Here is a 24,988-nt window from a genome sequence, read left to right as displayed (position 1 = left end):
CACCCGTGGCCAAAAACCCAGCCCCAAAAACTCAGGATTTGTCGGACGAAGCCCCGTAAGGCAGCGCCTGGTCGTTGCGCACTTCGTGGGCCTGCACATCCACCACATCGGCAGCCGGGGCCTTGTGTGCGAAGCCTCCTGCCGCAGTCGTGCCAGCAGCGCCAAAACCACCACGCCTGAACTGCTGGCGGGCTTGGTTGAAGTGCTGGAAGGTGGTCACAAACGCGGGCTTGCGGCCGGTGAGCAAGGCTTTGAGCAGCACAAACGCCAGACTCAGCAAGGCCACGCACAGCAGGCTCAAGGCAAAGATGAGGGCCGCCGCCAATAGCACCAGCTTGAGGGCGAGGCGGCTAATGGAGGAAATGAGATGGGTAAGAACGTCCATCGCCCTATTGTGCAGCGCCGGGCAAAGCCACCACCAAACCTGGGGGCAGTGCCATTTTTAAGCCAAACAAGGCTCTAGCGCCCGTGGAATATGCGCAAAAAGCTATCAAAACAATAGCAATCAAATACCAACCATCAGGGCCACAGCCCCGGAGAAGGTAAAAAACGCGGCCGCGGTGGACACCAGAATGATGCGGGCAATGCGCCCGTTGTCCGCGCCAAAGCGCTCGGCCAGCAGCGACACATTGCTGGCGCTGGGCAGCGCGGACAGCAGCACCAGCACGGTCAAGGCAAACTTGTCGATCGGCACGCCCAGGCTCACGGCCGACACGCCGACCAGCAGCACCAGCAGCGGGTGCAAAAACAGCTTGATCAACGCCACGGGCACGTACTCCTGCCAATGCACTTCGTGGGTTTTGTCGTCCTTGGCCAGCATTTGGGAGCGGGCCAGCACCGCGCCAATCGTGAACAGCGCCACCGGCGAGGCCGCATCGGCGAGTAGGCCCACGGTGGTCACCACCGGTTTGGGAAGCTCCAGTTGCAGGGCCGACACCAGGGCCCCCAACAAAATGGACCAGGGCATGGGATTCGCGGCCACGCCCTTGAGCGCGTTTTTGGCGGCCTGGGTGGCCGACACCCCATCGGTACCGCCCAGGCGCGAGAGGGCAATACACAGGGAGGATGTGATCACCATGTCCACCAGGATGGTGACGATGGCCGGGCCCGCGGCCTGTGTGCCCATCAGCGCCACGAGCAGGGGCACGCCCATGAAGCCGGTGTTGGGAAAAGCGCCCACCAGGGCGCCAAAAGCGGCGTCGTTCCAGCCGATGCGGCCGTGCAGCGTGACGGCCACCACAAACCCCACCATGATGAGGGCACACAGCAGGTAGGTGAGCGCCACATGCACGTCCAGCAACTGGGCGATGGGGGTGCTGGCGCCAAAGCGGTACAGCATGCAGGGCAGCGCAAAAAACAGCACAAAGCCGTTGAGCCCGGGAATGGCCGCCAGCGGCAGCATGCCCCGGCGGGCGGCGAGGTAGCCGCAGAGCACCAGGGCGAAGAAGGGGAAAGTAACGGTCAGGATTTGCAGCATGTTCAGAGGTCGGTCTGCGGCCTCAATCGGGCGCAAAGGGGTCTTCCAACGCAAAGCCCACACCATATACGGAGCGGAACCATTCGTGTCGGGCGTCGACCAAGGCAAACTTGCGGCGCAAGTTCTTCACGTGGCTGTCCACCGCGCGTTCATTGGCGTCCAGTTCACCGGCGTACGCCAGTTCCAGCAGTTGGGTGCGGGAGTAGACCCGGCCAGGACTGGAGTGCAAGGTTTTCAGGATATCGAATTCCTTGCCGGTCAATTGCAGGGGCTTGCCGTAGAGGCTGGCCCGACGACGATTGCTATCCAGTAGCAACGGGGCGGCCACCGCCGCCGTACCCTCGGGGGCGGCCGCAGTGCGCCGCAGGACGGCACGCACGCGGGACACCACTTCGCGCGGTGAGAAGGGTTTGCAGATGTAGTCGTCGGCGCCGCAGTCCAGCCCGAGCAGGCGATCCACCTCCTCTACCCGGGCCGTCAGCATGATGGTGGGCAAGGGGGTGAAGCGCCGTATCGCCTGGAGCACAGCAAACCCGTCGCAGCCGGGCAGCATGACGTCCAACAACAGCAGATCGGGCGGGTGCTGGGCAATGTGGTTGATGGCAGCCAGGCCGTCGCTCAGGCGCTCGGCCGCGTAGCCGTTGAAGCGCAGGTAGTCCAACACAACAGAGGCGATGTCCTCCTCGTCCTCTACCACCAGCACGGTCTGTTGCGGGCTGTTAGCGGGCATGGCCAGCCTCCCGGGTGCCGTGCTGCAAGGGCAGCACCAGTTCGATGCACAAGCCCCCCAGCGTGGAAACGCTGGCCGCGATGCTGCCACCATGGGCCTGAACGAGGGTCTGGCAAATGGCCAGCCCCAGACCAGAGCCGCCGGTGCTACGGCCGCGCGAGGTGTCGCCGCGGTAGAGGCGCTCAAACAGGTGGGGCATGTCCGCCGACGCCGGTGCGGGCGCGGAGTCCTCCAGCCGGATGCGGAGCTGCCCCAGCGGCAGCAGACTGGCACTGATTTGCACCACGCCGGGCTGGCGGGTGTACTGCAAGGCGTTTTCCAGAAGGTTGATGAATACCTGCTGCAATTGCGCGGTGTCGGCGACCATGCTCACCATGGGTTGCTTCGCCAGCACAGGCAGCTCGCCCGTCTCGACCCGCATGCCGGCGCGCTGGAAACGCTCGGTCATAAACCCCAGCGCCTCCAGCAGCACGTCCAGCGGGTTGACCCCAGCCACCCGTCGCGTCGGGACATCCCGCTGCCCCATGCTGGCGCGCAGGTCTTCCACCAGCTGCCCCAGGCGCACCACTTGCCGGTGCAACCGCTCGGCCGTGGCGGGCGTGTACGCGCGCACACCGTCCTGGGTGGCCTCAATCTCTGCCCGCATGGCTGCCAGCGGCGTGCGCAGCTCATGCGCAACATCGGCCAGCCAGCGGCGGTGCTGGGCCTGCGTTTCGTGCAATTGCCGGGTCATGCCATTGAAGGTTTCGCACAGGTGCGACAGTTCGTCATGGCCCCGCACCGGCACCACCGTTTCCAGCGCCCCGTGCGCCACCGCATCGGCCCCCTGGATGAGCTCCCGGATCGGACGGAGCCAACGACCTGACAGCCACCAGGACAAGGACAGCGCCAACACCCCCCCCACGCACCCGGTGGTCACGATGAAGAACGACTGTCCTGCCAGAAACGCGCGCCCGGCGTCCGTCGCCATGCTGTGCATGGGGGCAATGGCCAGGTAGCCGATGCGCTGCTTCTGGAAATACAGCGGCCGCCGAGCAGCCGCTGCAATGGCCTGTACGTTGCCAGCAATGCGCGAATTTCCATCCGTCGCCAGAAGTGCTGTGCGCTGGTACACCGAGTCCGGTGGCCCCATGCCGCCCGGCCGGGGCGGAGGCAGGGGGCGCGACGAAAACATATCCTGCGCCCCCCCCATCGGGCCCGGTCCACGGTCGGGCGGCCCTCCCCCGCCGCCATCGGGTGGTGGTGGGGGAGGGCCGCCCTGGAAATCAGGCTCCGCCCCAGGTGGTCCGATGAACTGGAGCCGGAACCAAGCCCCCTCGTCACCGTCCAAAAATTGCCAGCTACTGCCACGCTCCGCATAGGCCCGCTCCAGCTTCAGCGCAAACCAATCCATGCGCGAGAGCTCGACTTCAGCCACGTAGTCACCCAGGCTGCGCTGCAGCCCCCAACGGGACAGCCCAATGAACAGGACCAGCAAGCTCAGGGTAAGCACGACCAAGGCGAGAAATACCTTGCGTTGGAAGGTCAGGTACCGCGCCCATGCTTCCGGCAGCCTGAAAAAACGAAAGATCCTAGATTGAGCCATGTCCTGCAATGGTAATGCGCCCGGCAGGCAGGGCGACCAACGGCGGGACCCCAGAGATGGCCGGCAAGCCCCCTCCCAAATGCATCCCAAGTTGGCAGGCAAATTTGCTCCCTAACGTCGTTTGGAGAGCTCCCTGTGTCCCTACCCATCTTTGCGCACGCACGCAAAAAGCCCCCCCCTGCCAGCGTTTCGCGCGGTTTCACCCTGATTGAATTGATGATCACGGTCGCCGTGATCGGCATTCTGGCGGCCGTCGCGCTCCCGTCCTACCGCGACTACGTACTGCGCGGACACCTGGTCACCATGACCAACGAGCTGCAAGGCCTGCGCGCCAAGATGGAGCAGCACTACCAGGACAACCGAACCTACGCGACCACCAGCACGGCCACCGCTCCTTGCACGGCCACCGCGGTCAGCTACACCAAGCCCACCCCGTTCACGGTGGCATGCAGCAGCACGGACAGCTTCGCCACCACCTTCACGGCCACGGCCACCGGCTCCGGCGTGGTCAGCGGCTTTTCCTACACCCTAACGCAGAGCGACAGCAAAACCAGCACGCTGTCCAGTGCCTGGGGCGGCAGCACGGCGGCATGCTGGGTCATGCGCAAGGGGGACACATGCTAAGAGTTTGGCAGCAAGGATTCAGCTTGATTGAACTGATGGTGACGCTGACCATCTTGTCCCTGTTGCTGCTGATTGCGGCCCCCATGTTCAGCACCTGGATTGCCAACGCCCGCGTACGCAGTGTGGCCGAAGACATAGCCAATGGCCTGCGCATGGCCCAGTCCGAAGCCATGCGGCGCAACCGCCCCACGGTGTTTGTGGTGACCAACAGCACACCGGCCAAAAGCGCGACACCCGCGACCGGCGGGCGCAACTGGTATGTGCAGGCGCTCCCCCTGGCCAGTGGTGCCACCAGTGAAACAGCCACGACGTCCGACTATGTACAAGGCGGCAACTACGCCAGCCAAAGCGATGTCAGCGTCACCAGCACTTCCACGGTGCTGTGTTTTGGCTCCATGGGCAGCGTGGTGGCCATTGCCGCGTCCGATGCGGTCAACGTCCTGGGCGTTGCATGCACCGCCGGAACCAAGACCTACACCATCTCCCGCACGGGGGCAGACCGTGCACTCAAGGTGTATGTGGGCGTGGGCGGCCAGGTACGGATGTGCGACCCAGCCAGAACACTGGGCACCAGCACACCCGATGGGTGCCCGGCATGACCGCCTGCCACCGCCCACTCACCCATCGTCCGGGCGCACGCACCGCGGTGCACCGGCAATCCGGCGCCACCCTGATCGAAGCCCTAGTGTCCCTGCTGATTTTCTCCCTCGGTGTGCTGGGCATGCTGGCCATGCAGGCCAAGGCCATCAGCTATTCCGTTGATGCAGAAGACCGCTCCCGGGCCGCGATGTTTGCCAACGAAATCATTGCAGCCATGTGGGCGGAAGGAACGGCCTCACCGTCCACCGAAACGGTATGGAAGGCGCGCTTGGCCAACGCCACAGTCGCAGGGCTGCCCAATGCGTTGGGAAGCCTGCAAACCACCACCGACTCGATAACCGGTATCAAGACCACCCAGGTCACGATTACCTGGCATGCACCGTCCAAGTCATCGGGCGTAAGCAACACCTACTTCACCCAGGTGGTGATTCCATGAGGCGCACATCATTGCGCAGGCACGCGCGGGGCGTCACCTTGATTGAGTTGATGGTGGCGCTGTTGATAGGGATGATTCTGACCTTGGCCATGTTTGTCGTCATGAGCAGCGCTGAAGGTCGCAAGCGCACCATCACCTCCACCAGCGATGCCAACCAGGCAGGCAACTACGTAGCCTACCTTTTGGACCAATGGGTACGCAACGCAGGCAACGGCTTTACCAAGTCTGCTGCCTACTCCTTTGGGTGCCCACTCAAGGCCTACTACGGCAACACACAAATCCTGCCCTCCGGCAGTGCCCTACCCAGCCCATTTGCCAGCGTGAACGCTGGCACGGTGGGGAAGTTCCGCCTCGCGCCACTCCTGATCCTCCCCAATCAGACCACCCCCAGCGTCAGCGGACGCAGCTCGGACGTGCTAGTGGTCATGGGAGGCGCTGCGGGGACGGGCGGAGTTCCCGTCATGTTCTCGGGGTTTCCATCTGCCGCACAGCTGACGCTGGGCAACACCACGGCCTTCAGCGCCAATGATGTGCTGCTCATCGCCCAGGCGGAGCCAAGCACCACACCCAACTATGACTCGACCGGCACCACCATCACGTCGGTCAATACCGCCGATTGCACCATCGAGCAAGCGGATTCCGGCTTTGTGACTGGCGCTACTCCCATGACCCTGAGCGGCAACTACCACAACACCAACAACGGCTTGTCCGCGCTGTCCGACAACAGCGCAGCCATGGTGCTGGGCAACGTCACCAGCGGGCGCCCACCGCAGTTCCAGGTCATCGGCGTGGGCGACAACAACACCCTGTTCAGCTACGACCTGCTCAATACGGCGGGCGACACCACCCGGGCAGCGGTCGCGCGTGCAGACGGGGTATTCGAGCTGCATGCTCTCTACGGAATCGACAAGAATTGCGACGGCACGATCAGCGTCACCGAATGGGTGAGCCCCACCGACACCACCTACAGCGTGGCAGCACTGATGGCCGGTTCCATGCAGGAGACCGTGAGCCGGCCGGTGGATGCCACTGCACGGCTGACCTCCTGTGCCACGCTGACCACGGCCAATGACTACCTGCAAAAAATCCTGGCCGTGCGGATTGGCCTGATATTACGCACCAGCTTATCGGAGCGGGAGGTGGTCACGACCAACGTGATCACCTTGTTCTCCGACCTGGGAAGCGCACTGACCTACACCCGCCCCCTAAAAACAGACACGGAAGACCCCATCCGGTTGGAGCGCCACTACCGCTACCGTGCCCTGGAGCTCACCATCCCCCTGCGCAACCCCCTGATGCTGCCATGACGCTTGCAAGCCGCCCCCGTTGCCAACAGGCGTCCCTCTCGTGCCGCAAACAGTCAGGCTTCATCATGGTCATCACGCTGGTGTGCCTGGTATTGATGCTGATCGCAGCGGTAGCTCTCACCCGCTCGTCGACCAATACACTGCTGCAGGCCGGCAACTTTGCCTTCAAACGCGACCTGCTGAACCAGGCCGAACGCGGACTGTCCAAGGCGGTTTACGAACTGAACAGCGGGGCCTTGCTGGCATCCGAAGTCAACCGCCGAACGGATCAACTCACCGCCAATTACAGCGCCACCCAGCTGGCATCCAACGCGCAAGGTATTCCCAAGGTATTGATCAATGACAGTGCCTACACCGCATCAGGCATGTCACTTACCGACTTCACGGACAGCACGGCAGGCATCACCATCCGGACCGTGATTGACAGGCAGTGCAGCAGCTCAGGTGCGTTCAGCACCACCCATTGCGTGTCGATTGCAGAAGAGTCCAACGCAGCCCAGAGTGGCACCGCTCGGCTCAAGCGGATCAAGGCGGACGCCCGCCCCACTTATCGCATCACGGTGCGCATCACCGGCCCGCGCAACACCCAAGCCTTTCAACAAATGATCATCGCGCTGTAGCGCCTGCCCGATTACCTGCACCAGGACGTTCTATGCCCCGTTTGCTCCCCCTCCATGCCATCTGCCGCCACTGGATCCACGTTTTTTGGTCTGCCGTGGCCTTGGCATTGGGCTTGAGTAGTCCATTGCCTGCACAGGCGATTGATTTGGCGGACTACCCGTTGTTCTCCACCGTCAAGGTGCCAGGCAACCTGGCGCTGGCGTTGTCGGTCGAGTGGCCCACCGCCACCACCGCGGCCTACCTCAGTACGACCACCTACGCAACGGCATCCACCTACATCGGCTACTTCAACCCTGAGAAGTGCTACCAGTACGTCTACAACAGCAGCACACCTGCCAACAGCTACTTCAAACCCGTCAGCGCCGCCAGTAGCCATGCATGTAGCGGCCTGTGGAGCGGGAACTACCTCAACTACGTGTCCATGCAAACCCTGGATGAGTTCCGCTGGATCATGACCGGCGGGTACCGCAGTACCGACACCAACACGGCAACCAGCACCAGCAGTACCAATATCGACACCATCCTGACGAAAACATGGTCGGCAACTGGTCGTGCCACGGCATCCAATGTCCCCAACAAGACCACCGCCCTCGTAGCAGGAGCGACACCGTTTGCATGGGCTTCGGCCACCACCCGCATCTGGGCCCTGGGCTCACGCATGTGGATCACCGGCACGGGCACCACGATTGACTCCGCCTCGTCGGCCACGGCCTACGTGGCACAAAGTGGCACGGCCGGCGCCTCCAGCATCTACGAGGTGTACATCAACGTGGCGGCCTGCGTGTCCGCCACGCTGAAAGAAGACAACTGCGTGCTGTATGGAAACACCTACAAGCCCGAAGGCCTGATGCAGCAATACGCCATGCAACTGCGCTACTCCGCCTTCGGCTATCTGCGCCATGACGGCGATACCAGCCAGCAACGCGATGGTGGCGTGATGCGTGCGCGCATGAACTACATCGGCCCCTACAAGCCTGTGCCAGGATCCTCCGATGTGGTGAACGATGGCTTCCCGGAGTGGAGTGCGACCACCGGCATCATGACCACCAACCCCGCTGCGTCTGATACAACGGACACCAACAACACCTTCAGCCTGTCCATCACCAACAGCGGCGCGATGAACTACCTCAACAAGTTCGGCTACAGCGCCCAAAACTACAAGTCCAAAGACCCGGTGAGTGAGCTTTACAACACCGTCTTGCGCTACTTCAAGGGCTTGAGCAACGTCAGCAGCTACACCACGGGTTCCACTGCGGCGTATGCCGACGGTTTCCCGGTCATTACCAAGTGGCGCAAGGCAGACAGCTCCACCATGGGGGCCGACCCTATCGTGTACTCCTGCCAAAAGAACTTCATCCTGGGTATCGGTGACGTGAACACCCACCGCGATGCCAACCTGTATGGAAGCACCTTGCGCGCAGGCTCTACCCTGGAGTCCACCTTGCCCAGCGAAATCAGCTCGGACACCTCGGTCAACGTAGCCACAGCCACCGACATGGTGGGCACCCTGGAGGGGAAATCCGGATTGGGCAGCCTCTACGGAGACACGGGAGGCGCAAGCTGCGCAGGGACCGGCTCGCAGTGCAACACCTACTACATCGCAGGTCTGGCGTATGACGCCCATACGGGGGACATCCGGTCCACGCTAACGGACACCAGTTTGACAACAGACAACAACATGTCCGGCAAACAGACCATCAATACCTACTGGTTGGACGTCATGGAGAACCAAGCCTACAAACACAAGAACCAGTACTGGCTGGCCTCCAAGTACGGGGGCTTCACGGTTCCCAACGGCTTCTCGCCTTACGCCAGCAGCAACAGCAGCAGCACGCTGCCGACCACCAGTTGGTACACCAACACGGACACCTCGTCCGGCCTCACGACCTCGTCCGGCCTCACGTACTCCACAGACTCCAGCTCAGGTGTGGACAACCGCCCAGACAACTACTACTTTGGCAATAACCCGCTGGCCATGAAAACCGGGTTGACGGCCGCGTTCAACAAGATCTCCAGCGAATTGAACGCCGCCAACAGCACGGCATACGCCATGGCCTCACCCAATGTGATCTCCGGGGACGCTGCCTACTCCGCGACCTACGACCCGAGCAACTGGACCTCCAGCCTGGTGGGCGCAGCCGTTACTTACGACGTCTACGGCAACGCCACGGCCAGTGCCAAATGGAACGCTAGGGACAAGCTGGAAGCACTCGGCACTCCGGCCAGCACCCGCAAGATCGTGACCTTCTGCGACAACGCCAGCAGCCCGGCAGGCATTGCGTTCACCGCCACGGCCTTGGCTGCCTGCCCGACCACGGGTCGGCTCAATTACGCCTCGTTTGCCAGCATCACCAGCGCGACGTCCTCCTCCAGCACGGCCGCGGCGGACTACCTGAATTACCTGCGTGGCAGTCGTACCAATGAGTTGAGCACCACCACCACATCCAGCACCCGCATCTACCGCCGGCGCGACTATTTGCTCGGCGACATCGTGAGCTCCAAAGCCACGGCCGTAGGAGCCCCCATTGCGGCCTACCACGATCTGTACAACGCTGGCTACAGCACCTTCAAACGCACCTACGCCAATCGCCGCACCGTGGTCTATGCAGGAGCCAATGACGGCATGCTGCATGCTTTTGACGGCACCTTGCCCGGCACGGTGTCCACGATCAGCGGTGACGTCACCACCACAACCACCTCCGACTGCAGCTTCTGCGGGCAGGAGTTATTTGCCTACATTCCCAGCTTTGTCTACGGCAGCTCCTCCACCGCGGCCACATCGGGGTTGGCGTCCTTCGGCAGCCCGACACGATCGCACTACTACCAGGTCGATGCCACCCCGCTGGAGTTTGATGTGGACATCAACAAGGTTTGTACGACAGGAACCAGCAGCACCTTGGCCGAGTGCGACAAAGTAAGCACCACACCGGATTGGCGCACTCTGCTGATCGGTGGACTGGGCAAAGGCGGAAAAGGGTTTTATGCCCTGGATGTGACCAACCCCGGCACGCTGACAAGCACCAGCACATCTGCCGCCTCGGTCACCACCGTAACCAAAACCGTGACGGAGGGGGACTGGACTAGCGAGTCAGCCCTGGCGGCCAAAGTGTTGTGGGAATTCCCCAAGACGGGCGACACCACCACCATTGCCCGCATTGGTTACAGCTACGGCGCGCCCACCGTCATCAAAACCAAAAAATATGGCTGGGTCGTAATTTTTACCTCCGGCTACAACAACAGCGATGGCAAAGGCTACTTCTTCCTCGTCAACCCGCGCACAGGCGCGCTACTAGAAACTGTCGCCACCACCACCGGCACCACGGCTGCTCCCCTCAACCTGGCCCATGCGGATGCCTACATCCCCAACCATACCGACTTCACGGCCGACGCTGTCTATGGCGGCGACCTGCAGGGCAATCTGTGGCGCCTGGATCTGAGCACCACCACCAGCGCCTACCCAAGTCCCACCGCGCTGGCATCGCTTTACAAGACGGCAGGCACCCCTCAGCCGGTGACCACCCGCCCGTTGATAGAGGTAGACCCCACCACCTCCAAACGCTATGTTTTGGTGGGAACAGGACGTCTACTAGCCGACAGCGACATCTCCAGCACCGCGATCCAGAGCATTCACTCCATCTACGACGGCACTAGTGGATTCGGAGGCTTTCAGGCGGCAACAACCTACTCGCCGGTACTTACACGGAGTACGTTGGTGAACAACACGGACCTGCTCACGGGTATTGGCAGCAATCCATCCACCTCTGCCGGCTGGTACTTTGACCTCTCGCTCTCCAGCAGCAGCCCCTATTTGGCAGAGCGCGTCAACGTTAACCCGGTCGCCTACAGCGGCGTAGCCCTGTTCGGCGTCAATTTACCCAACGGATCGATTTGCAGCCCCTCCGGGACGGGCTACATCCTCGGCTTCAATATCGGCACCGGCAAAAGTGTTTTGCAGGACAGCACCGGGACTTTCATTGCCAAGTCCACCACGATGGCCGGGGTGATCACCGACCTGGCTATCCAAAACGTCAATGGCAAGGTGCGCATCATTGCCGGAGACAGTGGCGGCAACACCGTCACCACGCCCTCCTCGCTAGTAACAACCAGTGGCGTGAAACGCATGAACTGGCGGGAGGTACCCACGCAGTGAGCCGCCAAGGCATGCTTGGCCGTGGCAGGCCCCGGTCTCTTCTGCTCGCTTTGGGGTTCTCCATCGCAGCCCATGGCATGGGTTGGCTTGCATGGAGTAGGCTCCACCCTAGCAGTAGCATGAATGAGTGGGCGGCCACTAACCAACAGAGGCCACCCGTTGTGAGCGTTTACCTGCGCGCCACCAAAACCGCATGGCTACCCGGGACGGGCGAAGCGATGCATGCACTCCGAAGGGCACCTCGAGACCAGATCGGTGCGGTACGGAGCGCCGACATAGCCCCAAACACCACCGTGTTTGTGCCCTCCAGCGAGCTGGATGCGCCTGTAGTTCCCATGTCGGCGCCAGACACCAGTCGTCTGGACGGATTGAGCTTCTCCGGGCAAAGTATCCAACTCAGGCTTTTCATTGACACTGGTGGTCGCGTGCTGGATGTCCAAACACTCCAGAGTGCTCCCGAAGACGCGCGGGCCATTGCTCAGATCAAGGCGATGCTACAAGACACCACCTATATTCCTGGGCGCCTACGCGGCGACAAAGTACCTGCACAGCTGGATTTGGAGCTACTACTCTCCAGCATTGAATAGCTGCACAGTCGACAGCGCTACACCGAAATGCCGACATTGAGCGTCGCCACATAGCCACTACCGACATCCCCCGTCATAGCAGCCAACTGACTGGCGTATCCATCGCTGAAAACATTGTCGGTTGCAAACGACATCGCGGCCAAATTCGAGACGCTGGCGCTGTAACCCGAAGTGGCATACACCGCATTGCACGTGGCAATAGGGAATGCGATCTGCGATGTCTTGATGCCGTCACCGGCAGGCGTAGATGTCGCCAACGTCTCGCTGGCGTACACCTCAAAATGCATGTGCGGCATGCGTCCTGAATAACACCCCGGAAAAACGGTCTGAAAGGTGACGCTGCCACTGCTGTCGGTTACCTGCACACCACGCAAATAGTTTTCGCCAGTAACCCCTGCGGAATACATGGAGTACAACCCATCCTGATCGCAATGCCACAGATAAATGGCATAACCCGCCAGCGGTGCACAGCTTGCCTGGGTATTCACCAAAGTTAAGGTTACGTGCAAGGAGATGCCTGCTGCAACCGTGCTGGATCCGATAGTGCTGGTGATGTCGCTGCGCACGATGCCCGACAGCAGCAACGCGTTTACCAGAGTTCCATTCAAGGAGTTTGTTCCATCTCCAGGGTAGGGCCCATTGGTTTCCGACGGTATGACAGCGCAAGCGCTGCCGGATGTACTACTCTCGCCGCCGCATGCAGTCAAGGCCAGCGGCGCCACAACGCCCGTACCCAGCCAGCGCAAAGCCTGCCGACGACTTGCCATGTTTTCAGCCAGCACTCTCATATCTTGAAAAAGTTGCCCATCTAAGGAATGTGCTTCAAGCGCCATAAATCACTTTCTGTGAAACATAGCCTCCAATATGACAACCAATCCAGGAGAAATTAGGCAGGCCCGTGTAAATACACAGCAAAAAATCGGCAGTGGTGCAACCCACTATCATGAGCAGCTTTTGCATACAGAACACGCGTACCAATGGCCGCTAACATGAACCCCGCCCAACAAGAAGCGGTCAATTACCTGCACGGCCCCTGCCTGGTGCTGGCCGGGGCGGGTTCGGGCAAAACGCGGGTGATCACGCACAAGATCGGGCGCCTGATCCAGATGGGCCTGCCGGCCAACCGCATTGCCGCCATCACCTTCACCAACAAGGCTGCCGCCGAAATGCGCGAGCGCGCCAAGCAGCTGATTGGCCGCCCCGCCAAAGACGTGCTGGTGTGTACCTTCCACGCCTTGGGCGTGCGCATGCTGCGCGAAGACGGCGCGGTGCTGGGGCTCAAGCCCCAGTTCAGCATTCTGGACAGCGACGATGTGACCAGCATCCTGAAAGATGCGGGTGGCACGGTGGATGCGGCCACGGCGCGCCAGTGGCAGTGGACCATCAGCGCCTGGAAAAGCGCAGGGCTCACATCCACCGAAGCTCTGGCGCAGGCGGCGGACGACAACGAACGCATCATCGCCACGGTGATGGGCCGCTACGAAGAGCGACTGACGGCCTACCAGAGCGTGGACTTTGACGACCTGATCAGCCTGCCCCTGAAACTGCTGCGCGACTACCCCGAGGTGCGCGAACGCTGGCAGGCCAAGCTGGGCCATGTGCTGGTGGACGAGTACCAGGACACCAACGCCACGCAGTACGAAGTCTTGAAGCTGCTGGTGGGCGAGAAGGCACGCTTCACCGCGGTGGGTGACGATGACCAGTCCATCTATGGCTGGCGCGGCGCCACGCTGGACAACCTGAAAAAGCTGCCGGTGGACTTCCCCACGCTCAAGGTCATCAAGCTGGAGCAAAACTACCGCTCCACCAGTGCCATCCTGCGCGCGGCCAACAACGTGATCGGCCCCAACCCCAAGCTGTTTCCCAAGACGCTGTTCAGCGAGCTGGGCGAGGGCGAACCGGTGCGTGTGGTGGACGCCGACAACGAAGAACACGAGGCCGAACGCGCCGTGGCCCGTATCCAGAGCCTGCGTGCCGAAGGCTTGGCGGACATGCAGGGCAAGCAGTACAAGGAGTTCCGCGACTTTGCCGTGCTGTACCGTGCCAACCACCAAGCCAAGCCGTTCGAAAAAGCGCTGCGCCGGGCCGGCATCCCCTACAAGGTGTCGGGTGGGCAGAGCTTTTTTGACCGCGCCGAGATCCGCGACCTGTGCGCCTGGTTTCGCCTGTGGAGCAACAACGATGACGACCCGGCGTTTCTGCGCGCGGTGACCACGCCCAAGCGTGGCATTGGCCACACCACACTGGGCACGCTGGGCGTGTACGCCAGCCAGTACAAGCTGAGTCTGTTTGAGGCGCTGTTTTCCTCGTCCCTGGCCGCAGCCCTGAGCGCCAAGGCGCTGGGCAGCCTGCATGAGTTTGGCCGCTATATCAACGACCTGGAGTTCCGCGCACGCCACACCGAAGGTGCCGAAGCAGCCACGGCCTTCATGGCGGAATGGCTCAAGGAAATTGGCTACGAAAAACACCTGTACGACGGCGAGGAGAGTGAGAAGGTCGCCGCCGCCAAGTGGACCAACGTGCTGGAGTTTTGCGACTGGATGGCGCAGCGCTGCGGCGGGCAGATTGAAGACGCAGCGGGTGTGACCGCGCGCGAGGTCAAAAGCCTGCTGGAAGTGGCGCAGACCATCGCCCTGCTCTCCACCATCAGCGAGCGCGAGAAGGACCAGGACGTGGTGACCCTGTCCACCCTGCACGCCTCCAAGGGGCTGGAGTGGCCGCATGTGCTGCTGGTGGGCGTGACCGAGGGCATGCTGCCCTTCAAGCTGGGCGACGGCGCCGACACCCTGGGCGGCTCCAGCATGGCCGACGAGTCGGCGAACGAAGACATGGCCACGCGCCTGCAGGAAGAGCGCCGCCTCATGTATGTGGGCATCACCCGCGCCCAGCGCAGCCTGGCCGTGAGCTGGACGCGCCGCCGCAAAAAAGGCCGCGAGATGGTGGCCGCCCTGCCCAGCCGCTTTATTGCCGAGATGGGCCTGGACCAAGCCACCGTACGCGAAGACCCGCGCGAAAAGCTGCGTGCCCTGCGCGCCGAGTTTGCCGCCAAAGCCCAAGCCAACGCGGCCAACGCCGCTGCACACAAATGACTTCACGCACCATAAATGCTCTTATTTTTATAGCTGCTTGCGCACTATCCACGGGGGCTGCAGCACAAAATGGCACTGAAGCCATGGCCAGCAACATGCCAGAGCCCCGAGTCGCCGCCAGCGTGAGCACCTCGGTGCCGGTGGAGGTGGTGAGCTGCAAAAACCCGGCGGCCACGCCCCTGTCGCGCTTTTGGGAGCTGGAGCCAGCCAGCGACTGCGGCACCTTTGGTATTCGCGGCTACCGGCCCATCAGCCTGTCGGTCATCGGCTCGGACAGTGTGAATACGGCACCCAGCTCCCCCGCGGCGGGACATACGGCCAGTTTTCAGCCCTACACCACCACCGAGACGCGCATCCAGCTCTCGGTACGCACCAAGGTGGCCCAGGGCCTGCTGACTGGCGGCGACCCGAACCGCCTCGACTCCCTGTGGTTCGCCTACAGCCAGCAGTCCTACTGGCAGCTGTTCAATGCCGACCTGTCACGCCCCTTTCGCGCCACCGACCACGAGCCCGAACTCACCTACATCTTCCCGCTGGAGTCGGCCTTGCCCTCGGGCTGGCGCCTGCGCTACGGTGGCGTGAGCTTGAACCACCAGAGCAACGGCCAGAGCCTGCCACTCTCACGCAGCTGGAACCGGGTGATTGCCCGCGCCGGACTGGAGCTGGGCAATACAGTCGCCATCAACGCCAGCCTCTGGCAACGGCTGCCCGAAGATGCCTCGAGCGACGACAACCCCGACATCGAAGACATGGTGGGCCGCGCCGAGGTGGCCGCGGCCTGGAATCTGAACCCCTACAACACCCTGGCGCTGACGCTGCGCCACTCCCTCAAGGGCGAAGGCAACGGCTCGGTCCGGCTGGGCTGGCTGTACAAGATTGGCAGCGCCGGTAACCGTAGCGACCGCAGCAGCTTGCGCTTCCATACCGAGCTGTTCAGCGGCTACGGGGATTCTTTGATGGACTACAACCGCCGCCGCACCGTGCTGAGTGTGGGGCTGACGTTGCTGGACTGGTAAGCCCGCAGCCTCTGCGGGTGCTACGGCCTAGCGGTGGCCGTTGTACCCGGTTTGGAAGGAGGAGTCGGCAAAGCCCAATGCACCAGCACCCTTGGCCGAACCAAATTCGGCGTCGTGCAAGTCGGCCAACACCATCATGGCGTCAGCTGCTTCCTGGTTGAACCCAATGCGGGCATTGCCCATGCCGTCACCACCGTTCATGATCAGCTTGTTGATGTACACACTGCATTCTTTATAGCCCCACAGGGTGCGAATGGTGTTGGCGATGCGATGGTGGTGCAACTCCACAACGTCCAACGCAGCCTTCATGCGCTGGGCCGGGCTGGCGTCCTCCAGGCTCAGCGGCTGGGTGGGGATTTCGAGGTCAGGGTACGCCTCGGCAGCCTTGGCCAGGCTGCGGGCACTGGGCTCAGGGGCCAAAGGCACGGCACGGGTAATGGGCGGCAGATCCAGAAACCGCGAGTCTTGCTCTGCCAGCGCACTGTCCCACAGGCTCCACGCCGTGTCGGGGTCGTCCTCTTTCACCTCCAGACCACGCGAATCCGGCGCATCCTTGGCGGGATCTGGCGTAACACCTTTGCCCCGAAACATGCTGAACATGAGACCCCCTCGTGTTGTCGGCTGCATGTTACTCCAGCCCATTTTGTTTTGCCAACCTGCTTTGCCCTGCGCGCAACGAGGTGCTTGGAAAGGAAGCGTACCCTCCGGCATACAGCCCGGCAATAGCCCATGTGGACTACTGGGCAACCCACGCAAAAAGCGGAGGCAAAAAAAAATGGCTTCCATTGCTGGAAGCCATTTTTAGGTTTGGTGGCCTGGGGCGGAATCGAACCACCGACACAAGGATTTTCAATCCAACCGACGTTTGCCGGAGATCGCTTGTAAGTTTAAGAAAGTTAACGACTTTCCCTCTGGCACCACTCTGTCAATTCGACTTTCCGAACCGTTTACCGAACATACCCAGTCCGGTCAGTCTCATGACCATAGGTTTTTACTATGTGAATCAACGCTATCGGGAGGTCGTGCGCCGAACCTGTTTGGCCGAACCACGTGAGAATTTTTTGCACTGACCGACACCTGCCCCTCAAACGGCCCCAAGTTGACCCTATGTGACCAGATCGGTACACTGATCGCCATCGCACCGTTGCGGCCCATACGGGTCTGAGAGTGGAATTCACACCGAATCAATCTGACTTGATAGGTGGGGTTGGCAGCCCTTTTCATTCGTTGTCTGCATATCTGCAGCAAGGCAGCGTTAACCGGGAGGTCGGCCTACGCCGCCTCGGACCGTATACAGGAAGCCCCCCAAGGCTGTCATATGGCAAAACCTTTATCGGTATTGCTATGCCTGTCAGAAACGCTGAAATCAAACAAACTACTCTCGCAGCTCACAAACAGCTGTCTTTCGAAAGCCTATTGGCTGGTTGGCTCGTGGGCGATGGATGGGAGGTCCTAGTCCCCGTGATTGACCATGGGATGAAAACAGACCTAGTCATCGCAGATAACAACCGCTTCTACAGAATCCAGGTCAAGAGCCTTCAAAGCAACCACGAAGACGTGATCGTTGAGAACAAATGGCAAGGCGTGCGAATTGACTATGTCGTGTATTTTTCGATCGAAGGAGAGTGGGGCTACATCACCCCAGCTTTTTTAGAAAAACGCAAAGCCCTCAAGTCGCCAGGGCACATCCGCTTTCATAAACACCCGACGAATTTTCTCAAAGCCTTTGGGAAAATCTAGACAACATGGCTCCGTCCAGCGATGTACAAGAAGGTTGCCAAGTAGTGTCACTATCTGAGTGAATCAAGGATGCACAACGACTTTTGCCGACCCATTGTGATTTACACCAGTGAACCCTCAAATCCATTGTTACTTGTCGGCGATAACCGTGCCTGAAATAACCAGTCGATGAATGGCTATTTCGCGATCATTTATTCGAACGGAAAAATGATTTTCATCCGATTCGTTACACAAAAGATAAGAAAAAAGTGTCTTTAATTCACCTTCTTTGAAACCAGATACCAATCTTTGCTGGAAAATTGTTTTAGAAAACACTTCCCCAAGAGATATTTTTCTACCAGTAACTTTATGTATGAACAACAAAGCTCTTGATTGTTTAGCAAGTGCATCTACATAGCCAGTTATGTCTCGAACAACAATCTTTGGCTTCTTAGCAAGAACATTTGCATATCCGGCTAAGTCTTCAGTCGAAGATAACACCTCACATATAGCTACTTTACAATTCAAAACCCGAACTTGGGGTCGTGCCTTCATCGATACTGATTGTGAAGGCTTTGATGATGAGGACTCGGTAGTACCCTCATCCTGCTTCAGTGACAAATTACTATGTAAATTTGTGGCTAATAACCTTAGTTGATCTTCATTCGGTAACGTCGCTCGCACGGTCAGTCCATTAGTTCTAATCTTGCATAGGAATTCATCAAAAGACCAAGCGGGCAGCCCTAAACTTTTCATTCCTTCGGCTTGAGTCAGTTTAAAGATTACACCTAACTTTCCCTCTGGGAAATACAAAACAGGAACGCACCTGCTTCCATACTGAGCAAACGCATAATAAACAGTATAGTGCCCACATCCCTCATCTCCAATAGGATATGCAACTGGCGAATCAAACCCATCAATCTCCAATTTGGATGATTCAGAACCTACATACTCTCCATATCGGAAATGCTGATTGTCTGTCACCAATAGGATTGGAAATCCACCCACCATATTTGAAACTCTAGCGTCTATTACAGCCTTCATAGATTTCAATAAAGTTGAGATCACACTACCTTCATTCCCAGCCAATTGATCTGCAACCTGTAAATCCATTATCAAATACTCATCATCCGATCTATCAACATTAATAACTTCAGCTTTATTGGCAAATTTTTGAAATGCAAAGAAAGCTTTCCAATCTCCTATCCAAGCTGTATCTACATCCATCAGCACCTGTCCTTCTTTGATGCACACAAGCATTGAAGGCTGAAGGAAAGCCACAATGAAATCAGCAGCCTGATTCGAATCGATGTGGTGCTGAAAAATATTGTTAATGATTTCTTCACGAGGCAGGTTTAGCCATTTTTCAGAAAAATCATGTATTACTTTTGCTGCAGTAGGAACATGGCCTGAGAAACTCACGGAAATTGTTAACGAAAGTATTACGCACTTAACAACAGCGCCGCGAATATGCTCGACACTCTGCTGGCTATCATGAGTAATTCGAGTATCGCTAACAATCGTTATTTCATCTTCTCTACGCCGAGCAACTACAAGAGTCATTTTTTTGTTTGAATGAATAAACAAGAGGCCAACTGAAACCTGTAAGTTGGCATATGAGCCCCCATTCTGTCGGCATAGGAGCATGTCTGGCTATCACCCAAACGGGTGATTCTGCGAAGACTCGACAGAACGTGTACTAGGGAGCCAAGCAGTCGCAACAACCACTTGGCCCTACGTTTAGGCTGCTTGCGCCTCCGCTCTGGGCACGATCACTGAGCCAGCATTTGCAGCCTCCTGCAAGGTCTTGGATGACAAATGGGTATAACGCATAGTCAGCTTCGGATCGCTGTGTCCCAGAATTTGCTGCACCTCATACAAGCTGCGGCCACCCGAAACCAGCATGGAGGCAAAGCCATGGCGCAAGTCGTGAATACGAATTTTCACACCGGCCTTCTTGCGCAAGCGATACCACGGACGCGTGATGGCAAGGAAGGGCTTGCCGCTCACAGGTGACGGGAACAAAAAATCTGACTTACCTTGCGTATCCAGCTGGTCCAGCACCCACAGCGCCGAATCATTCAATGGGATTGAACGCGTGCGCTTGGACTTGGAGCGGATGGCATCCACCTTCCACACCTTGTTCTCAATGCTGATGTTTTTCCAAGTGGCAGTCAGGGCCTCATTCGCGCGGGCCCCCGTGGACAGCAAAAACATCAAAATAAAACAGACCATGCGGTTCTTGTCCGTACGCAATACCGCTAGAAGATGCTGCAACTGCTCCTCGTTGAGGTAGTTTTCCACTTGGTTGTCCACCATAAAAAGCTGAAAGTTCTTGAGCGGGTTCTTCTCCAGATAGTCCCATTGCACCGCCAGATTCAAAGCACGACGCATGAACTTGATAGCATGGTCAGCTGAGGCAGGGCTCAGTTTTTTGTTTTCCATCAGGCCGACATGAAAGGACTGCACATCACGACGAGTGATTTGACTCAGTGGCAAATGGCCAAAGCGAGGGCTTACATACAGACGTTGCAGTTGGTCGTACTTTTTGGCGCTGCGAATATGTGCTTCGCAATAGGGCGCAAAGTGGTCCTTGATGAAGACATCCCACACCATTTCTGCAGGTGTTGTGAAGAGGGCCTCAGCGGCTGACACCTTGGACACAGTCAAGTTCGCAGCACGCATTTGCTTGACCAACTTGCGCGCTTGAGCAAGATTGACATCATTCACAGTGCCCAGCTTGCTGTACACATTGGTACCCTTGGAGCCTTTCTGGCGCAAGTACCAGGTGGGTTGCGCCTTTTTGGAAGCACGGCACTCCACGAACAAGCCTGGCTCATCAGCCACACTAAACTCGATCTTTTTCTTGTCAGACGGACAGACCAACCCGTGGGCCATGAAGGCCTGAAAATTCTGAATTACTGGCATCTTTTCTCCCCTCTTAGCTCTGGATGACATGGGGCTTGGATGCGCGGTAGCGCTTCGTTCCCTTCCCCGACGGGGTTCTGTGGGCGGTGAACGGCACCAAGTCGTAGCGAACGAAGAACGACAGGCACATACCTGCCACATGGCGTTCAGCTCGGGCCCACGCATGCCACAACAATGGGCCACACACCTTCTCCGCCGTGTACAGACGGCCCTCGGCCAGGGTGAGTTCAGTTTGCAGAAGTGCATCAAGCACTGATTCGAAGATTTTCTTAGTGGTGAGTTCATGGGTCCGCATCAGGCTTGAAGCACGTTTGCCTGCAGCTGTGAACTCAAAATATGGAAACAATTCAATAGTCATAAATAAACTTTCTGAAATTTAGGAAAGCCTCCGGCCAACGCCTCAAGAAACAGAGAGGCGCTTAGCCAAAGACGGGAGTAACAAGTTCGCGCAGGAACTACCTGCTGGAAGTGACGGACAAATCACTTCCGTTGTTTCACAACATGGGCATGCCTTTTGGCCCATGCATTCATGCTGCTTTGAACTGCAGCTCGGAGCGCCTGTGCCTCATGGCACTCACCAACCTACTTAGCCACGACACCAGGTTCATCTGAATCAGCCAGGCACCGCAGCCGATCAGTGGAGGGAGGGGGGCGCAAAGTCGACAACAGTCAACTTTGATAATCCCAGAGAAAGTAGGAATACCGCCCCCCCCTCCTCCCCCCTTCACGCAAGTCATTGATATCAAAGTGAAACCCAGTCCCACCCTGGGGGAGGGCGGAGGGATGCACGGGGGAGGACTCAAATCAGCATGTGCCCACTAGCGCTTACAGGCGATGGCCGTCGTGCTCAGTTTTGCGCAGCGGGATGCGCCACTTTTGTGTGCCGTTAACCTTGCTGGACGGCCCCAGGATTTCGCGCAGTACACCCGTCAACTCCTTGGAATCACCATTCTTGGGGGATTTGAAATTCAACATGACAAACAGCTCTGTCGTAGACATGTACGGGTTGCCAGTTGCACCCTTCTTGTCCAGATCAAGGATCTCCAGCAGCATGTCACGAATCACACTGTGAGAGCGATGTTCAGAGTTGCAAGACTCCAGCTGCGCTTCTTCTTCCTTGTTGAGCCACCATTCATGGTCGCTCTCAAAATCCACCGCCAACTGCGCAAACACCTGCTGCATGTCGATGCTGTGGGTGTGATTAATCGCCACTACCGGCACTGTCCAGAAACGCGTGTTGCCCGTGCTGTCCACCAGAAAATTTTCATCGTTCACGGTGGCAAAGAAAACGGTGCGGCGCGAGTACTCCGACTCCGCACGTGCGTAAGGGCGACGCAGCTTGTCGGCGTCGCTGGTCAAAAAGCCCTTCAGGCGAGCAACATCTTTCTTAAACGTGCTGTCCAGCTCACCGATCTCCACAAGCCAGTTGCCAACAGCACTCAAAATGGCATCTTTATTGTTGGCGTCCAGGTGGTGGTCAACCTTGATGACGTCATCACGCAATTGCACATCCGGAACAAGCGACTTCAGCCAGCTGGTTTTGCCGATGCCTTGCGGACCTTGGAAGACCAGCACGCCACGACCTTTAAAACCTTTGGGCTTCATCGCAGCGGCGACTGCACTCAGCAGCCACTTGCGCACCAACAACTCTTTGAGAAATTCGGGATAGCCCTCACGCGCAGTCAGCGTGTCATACACCGACTGCAAGCGGTCTGTGCCATCCCATGGCGTTTTCATAATCCACTCTTGCACGGGGTTGTACGGGCTGCGATCACCTAGCAGTTCAACGATTGCAGGCACCGCAGCGATAGAAATGCCATTGAGGGTGGCCAGGCTCAGGATCGAAGTCATGGCCGTGTTGTCAGCATTGTCCGAAGTACCAGTCTCGCCCGGCAAGCTGATTTGGAGCTTCTTTTTGATGATGTTGTAGCGAACGTTCACCTTGTAGTGAGCCAGCAGATGCTTGATGTTGGCGATAGTCGCGGGCGGGTCGAAATGGCGACCTGCGGGTTTATCGGGGAAGCTCGAAACATTCAACGATTTGGCGTTGTCGATGGAGTCGAGCACGGCGCAAGAATGGGTGGCGTGTGCAGACGCGGGAGCACTGGTAGCAGCGAAATTTTCTGGGGTATTGAGCATAGGAATCAAACAAATGGAAAAGGAAGACACTCGGCTAACAGCCGAATACTTTTAGATCCATGCAGCGCTGCTTTTCAGCATGACTACATGGCCTAGCGCCCTCCGCATTGCACGGCGGCACTTATTTCCCATCTGGGTTTTCAAGAGCATGACCTCACAGGTGTCAAACTCTCTTTTGATGCAACCTCAGAACTGAGTTGCACCTGCCCAGCCGCAATTGACTGGTTGCCGCTATCTTACACCACCTCCCCGCCCCCCCCCCAAAGGCACGCAGGCTCAAGCGGCAACCAGATCGTGCCAAGGCCTGGCCGTTGCACCCGGGGTATGCCCAGGGGCATCAGTCCCAGCCCCCGGCGCCCATGCGGTCACTATCGAAGCCCGCCAGCGTCGCGGCTCCATTGGTGATGATTAGCGGCAACAAGTGCAATGGAATTTCCAGATCCAAGGCTTGGTGAGCCGCTACCGAAATGCAGTCCATATAAATCATGATGTTCTCTTTTTTAACGTTGTTTGCGTATGCGAAACGTGTAGAAGGCTGCAGCCGATCCTGTGAGGACCAGCACAACCAGCCACGGGTAAATGAAGGCCAGAACGGCCACAGCAGCGATGGAGATGCCACGGGTCGAGGAAAACCACAGCCCTAACACTGCCGCCGCGATCAGTGCAGCAGTAATACTTAGAACCAATCAGCCCTCCCTCCCCTTCTTGCGCGCACCCTTGGGCTCATTGGCCTTTGCTCGCTCCATATGTGCCGCAATGACCTGCTCAAAGGTGCTCGTTGGCACATGCTCATGCTGTCGGCTGTTCTCGGCATTTGCTCTGATCAGACCCAGCTCCTTCAATGCAGCCAGGTAGAACCCGCCGGTGTTGATGGACTTACCCGGATGCAACGTTTGAAATGACGCAGAGGTAAGCCCCGTTGCCCCAATCACTACATCCTGAATGGCCTGCGCAGAAGCCCATTCTTTGCACCACATACCGCCACCACTGTTGGAAACAATGGCCAGGTGCAGCGAACCACCTTCCTCATGGCGCCCCACCGCGAACTCCAGTATTGACCGTCCAGAGACTGACTGACATTCGGCTTGGTAGATGACATGAATCGGGTCCGTTTTAGCGGGCTCATTACTCTCAATTTCTGACATAAAAACTCTCCTAGTTGATGGTTGAAGTTGTTGAAGTCCTTGTTGGTCTTCATATAAGGTGGCGGGTTTTCCGCAAGCAGAGCCACCAAAAACAAAGCCACCGCAATGGGTGGCAATTTGGACTGGCGGGCATACCGGCTTCAGGGAGGGCCCTCGTCCTCAGATGGAAACGCATGGTCCCTGCACATGCTGAGCAGTTCAATGGATACACCCTGCTCTACGGGCACAAATACTTCGATGCCGTTGCCGTCATCGCCGAGAACAATCACCATGTCGTAGCAAGCGGGAAACGCCTCGACGAACTCAAACGATGGTGTGAACCCTGCTTGGTCGTAGCGGATGCCCGTGTACCTGTTGCAAACAATGTCAAAGCCAATTTGCGCCTGGATGTCCTCAAGGCTGTCCCCAGCCTCAATCACCAAAAAGTAGCCCAGGGCTGCGAAGTCGAAGCCATCACCGCCAAGATCATCAATACGGCGCTGTACCAATGACCTGATGGACGGGCTGCTGATTTGAGAGATGGTGGATGTGTCACGAACGACGATCACGGGGGACCTCCAAACAGGGTTTTTGCTTTGGGAACTGACGGTAGGTGGGCTGGTGGTAGGTGTCACGGGGCATGAATCCAGCTGTGACGGTGTGAATGAACGACATAAATTTCTCCTTCAAGGGTTGTGGAACAGACAAAGAAAAAGCCCCGAGGATTTCTCCAGGGGGCTTGGGGGTGAGGGAAAAAAATCAGACGACAGCGACTAACCTATCTGCGTCTATTTGAGGGTTAACAGACGCATCTTTTGCCGCTGCCTAGCCTTGTTGTGATTCCAGAACATGCGAC

General features: G+C 58.5%; 23 protein-coding genes. 10 read left to right on the top strand and 13 right to left on the bottom strand.

Features of this window, described 5'->3' with window-relative positions:
- Window positions 1–31 precede the first annotated feature (31 nt).
- From AC3WS7_RS09685 to AC3WS7_RS09670, 4 genes are all read right to left on the bottom strand, one after another.
- Window positions 32–385 (bottom strand): hypothetical protein, encoded by a 354-nt coding sequence (locus AC3WS7_RS09685; RefSeq protein WP_492656217.1) that lies wholly within the window; start codon window positions 383–385, stop codon window positions 32–34.
- A gap of 120 nt (window positions 386–505) precedes the next feature.
- Entirely contained in the window at window positions 506–1,477 is a 972-nt protein-coding gene (locus AC3WS7_RS09680; RefSeq protein ID WP_492656216.1) for an AEC family transporter, read from the bottom strand.
- A gap of 22 nt (window positions 1,478–1,499) precedes the next feature.
- Entirely contained in the window at window positions 1,500–2,207 is a 708-nt protein-coding gene (locus tag AC3WS7_RS09675) for a response regulator (RefSeq protein ID WP_492656215.1), read from the bottom strand.
- Window positions 2,197–3,792 carry an ATP-binding protein gene (locus tag AC3WS7_RS09670; RefSeq protein WP_492656214.1) on the bottom strand — a complete coding sequence of 532 codons (1,596 nt, stop codon included), beginning with the start codon at window positions 3,790–3,792 and terminating at the stop codon, window positions 2,197–2,199. The genes AC3WS7_RS09675 and AC3WS7_RS09670 overlap by 11 nt, the downstream gene beginning before the upstream one ends.
- Window positions 3,793–3,927: 135 nt before the next feature.
- On the opposite strand from AC3WS7_RS09670, the gene AC3WS7_RS09665 reads away from it, so the two are divergent.
- The 7 genes from AC3WS7_RS09665 (at window position 3,928) to AC3WS7_RS09635 (ending at window position 12,117) form a co-directional block, all read left to right on the top strand.
- The gene (locus tag AC3WS7_RS09665; RefSeq protein WP_492656213.1) at window positions 3,928–4,416 is read left to right on the top strand and encodes a type IV pilin protein; all 489 of its coding nucleotides are present in this window, start codon (window positions 3,928–3,930) and stop codon (window positions 4,414–4,416) included.
- Complete coding sequence (locus AC3WS7_RS09660; RefSeq protein WP_492656212.1) at window positions 4,383–5,015, top strand: GspH/FimT family pseudopilin; 633 nt, start codon at window positions 4,383–4,385, stop codon at window positions 5,013–5,015. Before AC3WS7_RS09665 ends, AC3WS7_RS09660 begins: the two co-directional genes overlap by 34 nt.
- Window positions 5,012–5,452, top strand: a complete 441-nt coding sequence (gene pilV, locus AC3WS7_RS09655) for a type IV pilus modification protein PilV (protein ID WP_492656211.1) — start codon at window positions 5,012–5,014, stop codon at window positions 5,450–5,452. Before AC3WS7_RS09660 ends, pilV begins: the two co-directional genes overlap by 4 nt.
- On the top strand, window positions 5,449–6,759 hold the full coding sequence (locus AC3WS7_RS09650; protein ID WP_492656210.1) for a PilW family protein: 1,311 nt from the start codon (window positions 5,449–5,451) through the stop codon (window positions 6,757–6,759). The genes pilV and AC3WS7_RS09650 overlap by 4 nt, the downstream gene beginning before the upstream one ends.
- Window positions 6,756–7,379: a hypothetical protein gene (locus AC3WS7_RS09645; protein WP_492656209.1), complete on the top strand. Its 624-nt coding sequence runs from the start codon at window positions 6,756–6,758 to the stop codon at window positions 7,377–7,379. Before AC3WS7_RS09650 ends, AC3WS7_RS09645 begins: the two co-directional genes overlap by 4 nt.
- Before the next feature lie 32 nt (window positions 7,380–7,411).
- Window positions 7,412–11,530 (top strand): pilus assembly protein, encoded by a 4,119-nt coding sequence (locus tag AC3WS7_RS09640; RefSeq protein ID WP_492656208.1) that lies wholly within the window; start codon window positions 7,412–7,414, stop codon window positions 11,528–11,530.
- Window positions 11,531–11,691: 161 nt separating this feature from the next.
- Window positions 11,692–12,117, top strand: coding sequence for a hypothetical protein (locus tag AC3WS7_RS09635; RefSeq protein ID WP_492656207.1), 426 nt, complete (start codon window positions 11,692–11,694; stop codon window positions 12,115–12,117).
- A 17-nt stretch (window positions 12,118–12,134) separates the two neighbouring features.
- Here the strand turns inward: AC3WS7_RS09635 and AC3WS7_RS09630 are convergent, their stop codons facing one another.
- Window positions 12,135–12,950: a dioxygenase family protein gene (locus AC3WS7_RS09630; protein WP_492656206.1), complete on the bottom strand. Its 816-nt coding sequence runs from the start codon at window positions 12,948–12,950 to the stop codon at window positions 12,135–12,137.
- 144 nt (window positions 12,951–13,094) lie between these two features.
- Here AC3WS7_RS09630 and AC3WS7_RS09625 point away from each other — a divergent pair, with 144 nt between their 5' ends.
- Both AC3WS7_RS09625 and AC3WS7_RS09620 read left to right on the top strand, forming a co-directional pair.
- Entirely contained in the window at window positions 13,095–15,206 is a 2,112-nt protein-coding gene (locus AC3WS7_RS09625; protein ID WP_492656205.1) for an ATP-dependent helicase, read from the top strand.
- A gap of 95 nt (window positions 15,207–15,301) precedes the next feature.
- A complete protein-coding gene (locus tag AC3WS7_RS09620; RefSeq protein ID WP_492656204.1) occupies window positions 15,302–16,222 on the top strand; it encodes a phospholipase A in 921 nt (306 codons plus the stop codon).
- Between the two features lie 27 nt (window positions 16,223–16,249).
- Here AC3WS7_RS09620 and AC3WS7_RS09615 read toward each other — a convergent pair whose 3' ends face one another.
- A complete protein-coding gene (locus AC3WS7_RS09615; RefSeq protein ID WP_296471887.1) occupies window positions 16,250–16,822 on the bottom strand; it encodes a hypothetical protein in 573 nt (190 codons plus the stop codon).
- A gap of 567 nt (window positions 16,823–17,389) precedes the next feature.
- On the opposite strand from AC3WS7_RS09615, the gene AC3WS7_RS09610 reads away from it, so the two are divergent.
- Window positions 17,390–17,962 (top strand): group I intron-associated PD-(D/E)XK endonuclease, encoded by a 573-nt coding sequence (locus AC3WS7_RS09610; protein ID WP_492656203.1) that lies wholly within the window; start codon window positions 17,390–17,392, stop codon window positions 17,960–17,962.
- A gap of 129 nt (window positions 17,963–18,091) precedes the next feature.
- On the opposite strand, the gene AC3WS7_RS09605 is transcribed toward AC3WS7_RS09610, so the two are convergent.
- The 7 genes from AC3WS7_RS09605 to AC3WS7_RS09575 form a co-directional block, all read right to left on the bottom strand.
- Entirely contained in the window at window positions 18,092–19,504 is a 1,413-nt protein-coding gene (locus AC3WS7_RS09605) for a hypothetical protein (protein ID WP_492656202.1), read from the bottom strand.
- A 177-nt stretch (window positions 19,505–19,681) separates the two neighbouring features.
- Complete coding sequence (locus AC3WS7_RS09600; RefSeq protein ID WP_492656201.1) at window positions 19,682–20,869, bottom strand: site-specific integrase; 1,188 nt, start codon at window positions 20,867–20,869, stop codon at window positions 19,682–19,684.
- A 13-nt stretch (window positions 20,870–20,882) separates the two neighbouring features.
- The gene (locus AC3WS7_RS09595; protein WP_492656200.1) at window positions 20,883–21,227 is read right to left on the bottom strand and encodes a hypothetical protein; all 345 of its coding nucleotides are present in this window, start codon (window positions 21,225–21,227) and stop codon (window positions 20,883–20,885) included.
- 467 nt (window positions 21,228–21,694) lie between these two features.
- Window positions 21,695–23,038: a virulence-associated E family protein gene (locus AC3WS7_RS09590; RefSeq protein WP_492656199.1), complete on the bottom strand. Its 1,344-nt coding sequence runs from the start codon at window positions 23,036–23,038 to the stop codon at window positions 21,695–21,697.
- 307 nt (window positions 23,039–23,345) lie between these two features.
- Window positions 23,346–23,627 (bottom strand): hypothetical protein, encoded by a 282-nt coding sequence (locus AC3WS7_RS09585; protein ID WP_492656198.1) that lies wholly within the window; start codon window positions 23,625–23,627, stop codon window positions 23,346–23,348.
- Window positions 23,628–23,694: 67 nt separating this feature from the next.
- Window positions 23,695–24,153, bottom strand: coding sequence for a hypothetical protein (locus AC3WS7_RS09580; protein ID WP_492656197.1), 459 nt, complete (start codon window positions 24,151–24,153; stop codon window positions 23,695–23,697).
- 140 nt (window positions 24,154–24,293) lie between these two features.
- Window positions 24,294–24,701 carry a hypothetical protein gene (locus AC3WS7_RS09575; RefSeq protein WP_492656196.1) on the bottom strand — a complete coding sequence of 136 codons (408 nt, stop codon included), beginning with the start codon at window positions 24,699–24,701 and terminating at the stop codon, window positions 24,294–24,296.
- Window positions 24,702–24,988: the final 287 nt, after the last annotated feature.

The sequence above is a fragment of the Rhodoferax sp. EU05-FHT12H12 genome (genome assembly GCF_058791215.1).
The sequence above is the reverse complement of the archived record's forward strand: the minus strand, read 5'-3'. Positions and strand labels throughout refer to the sequence as shown.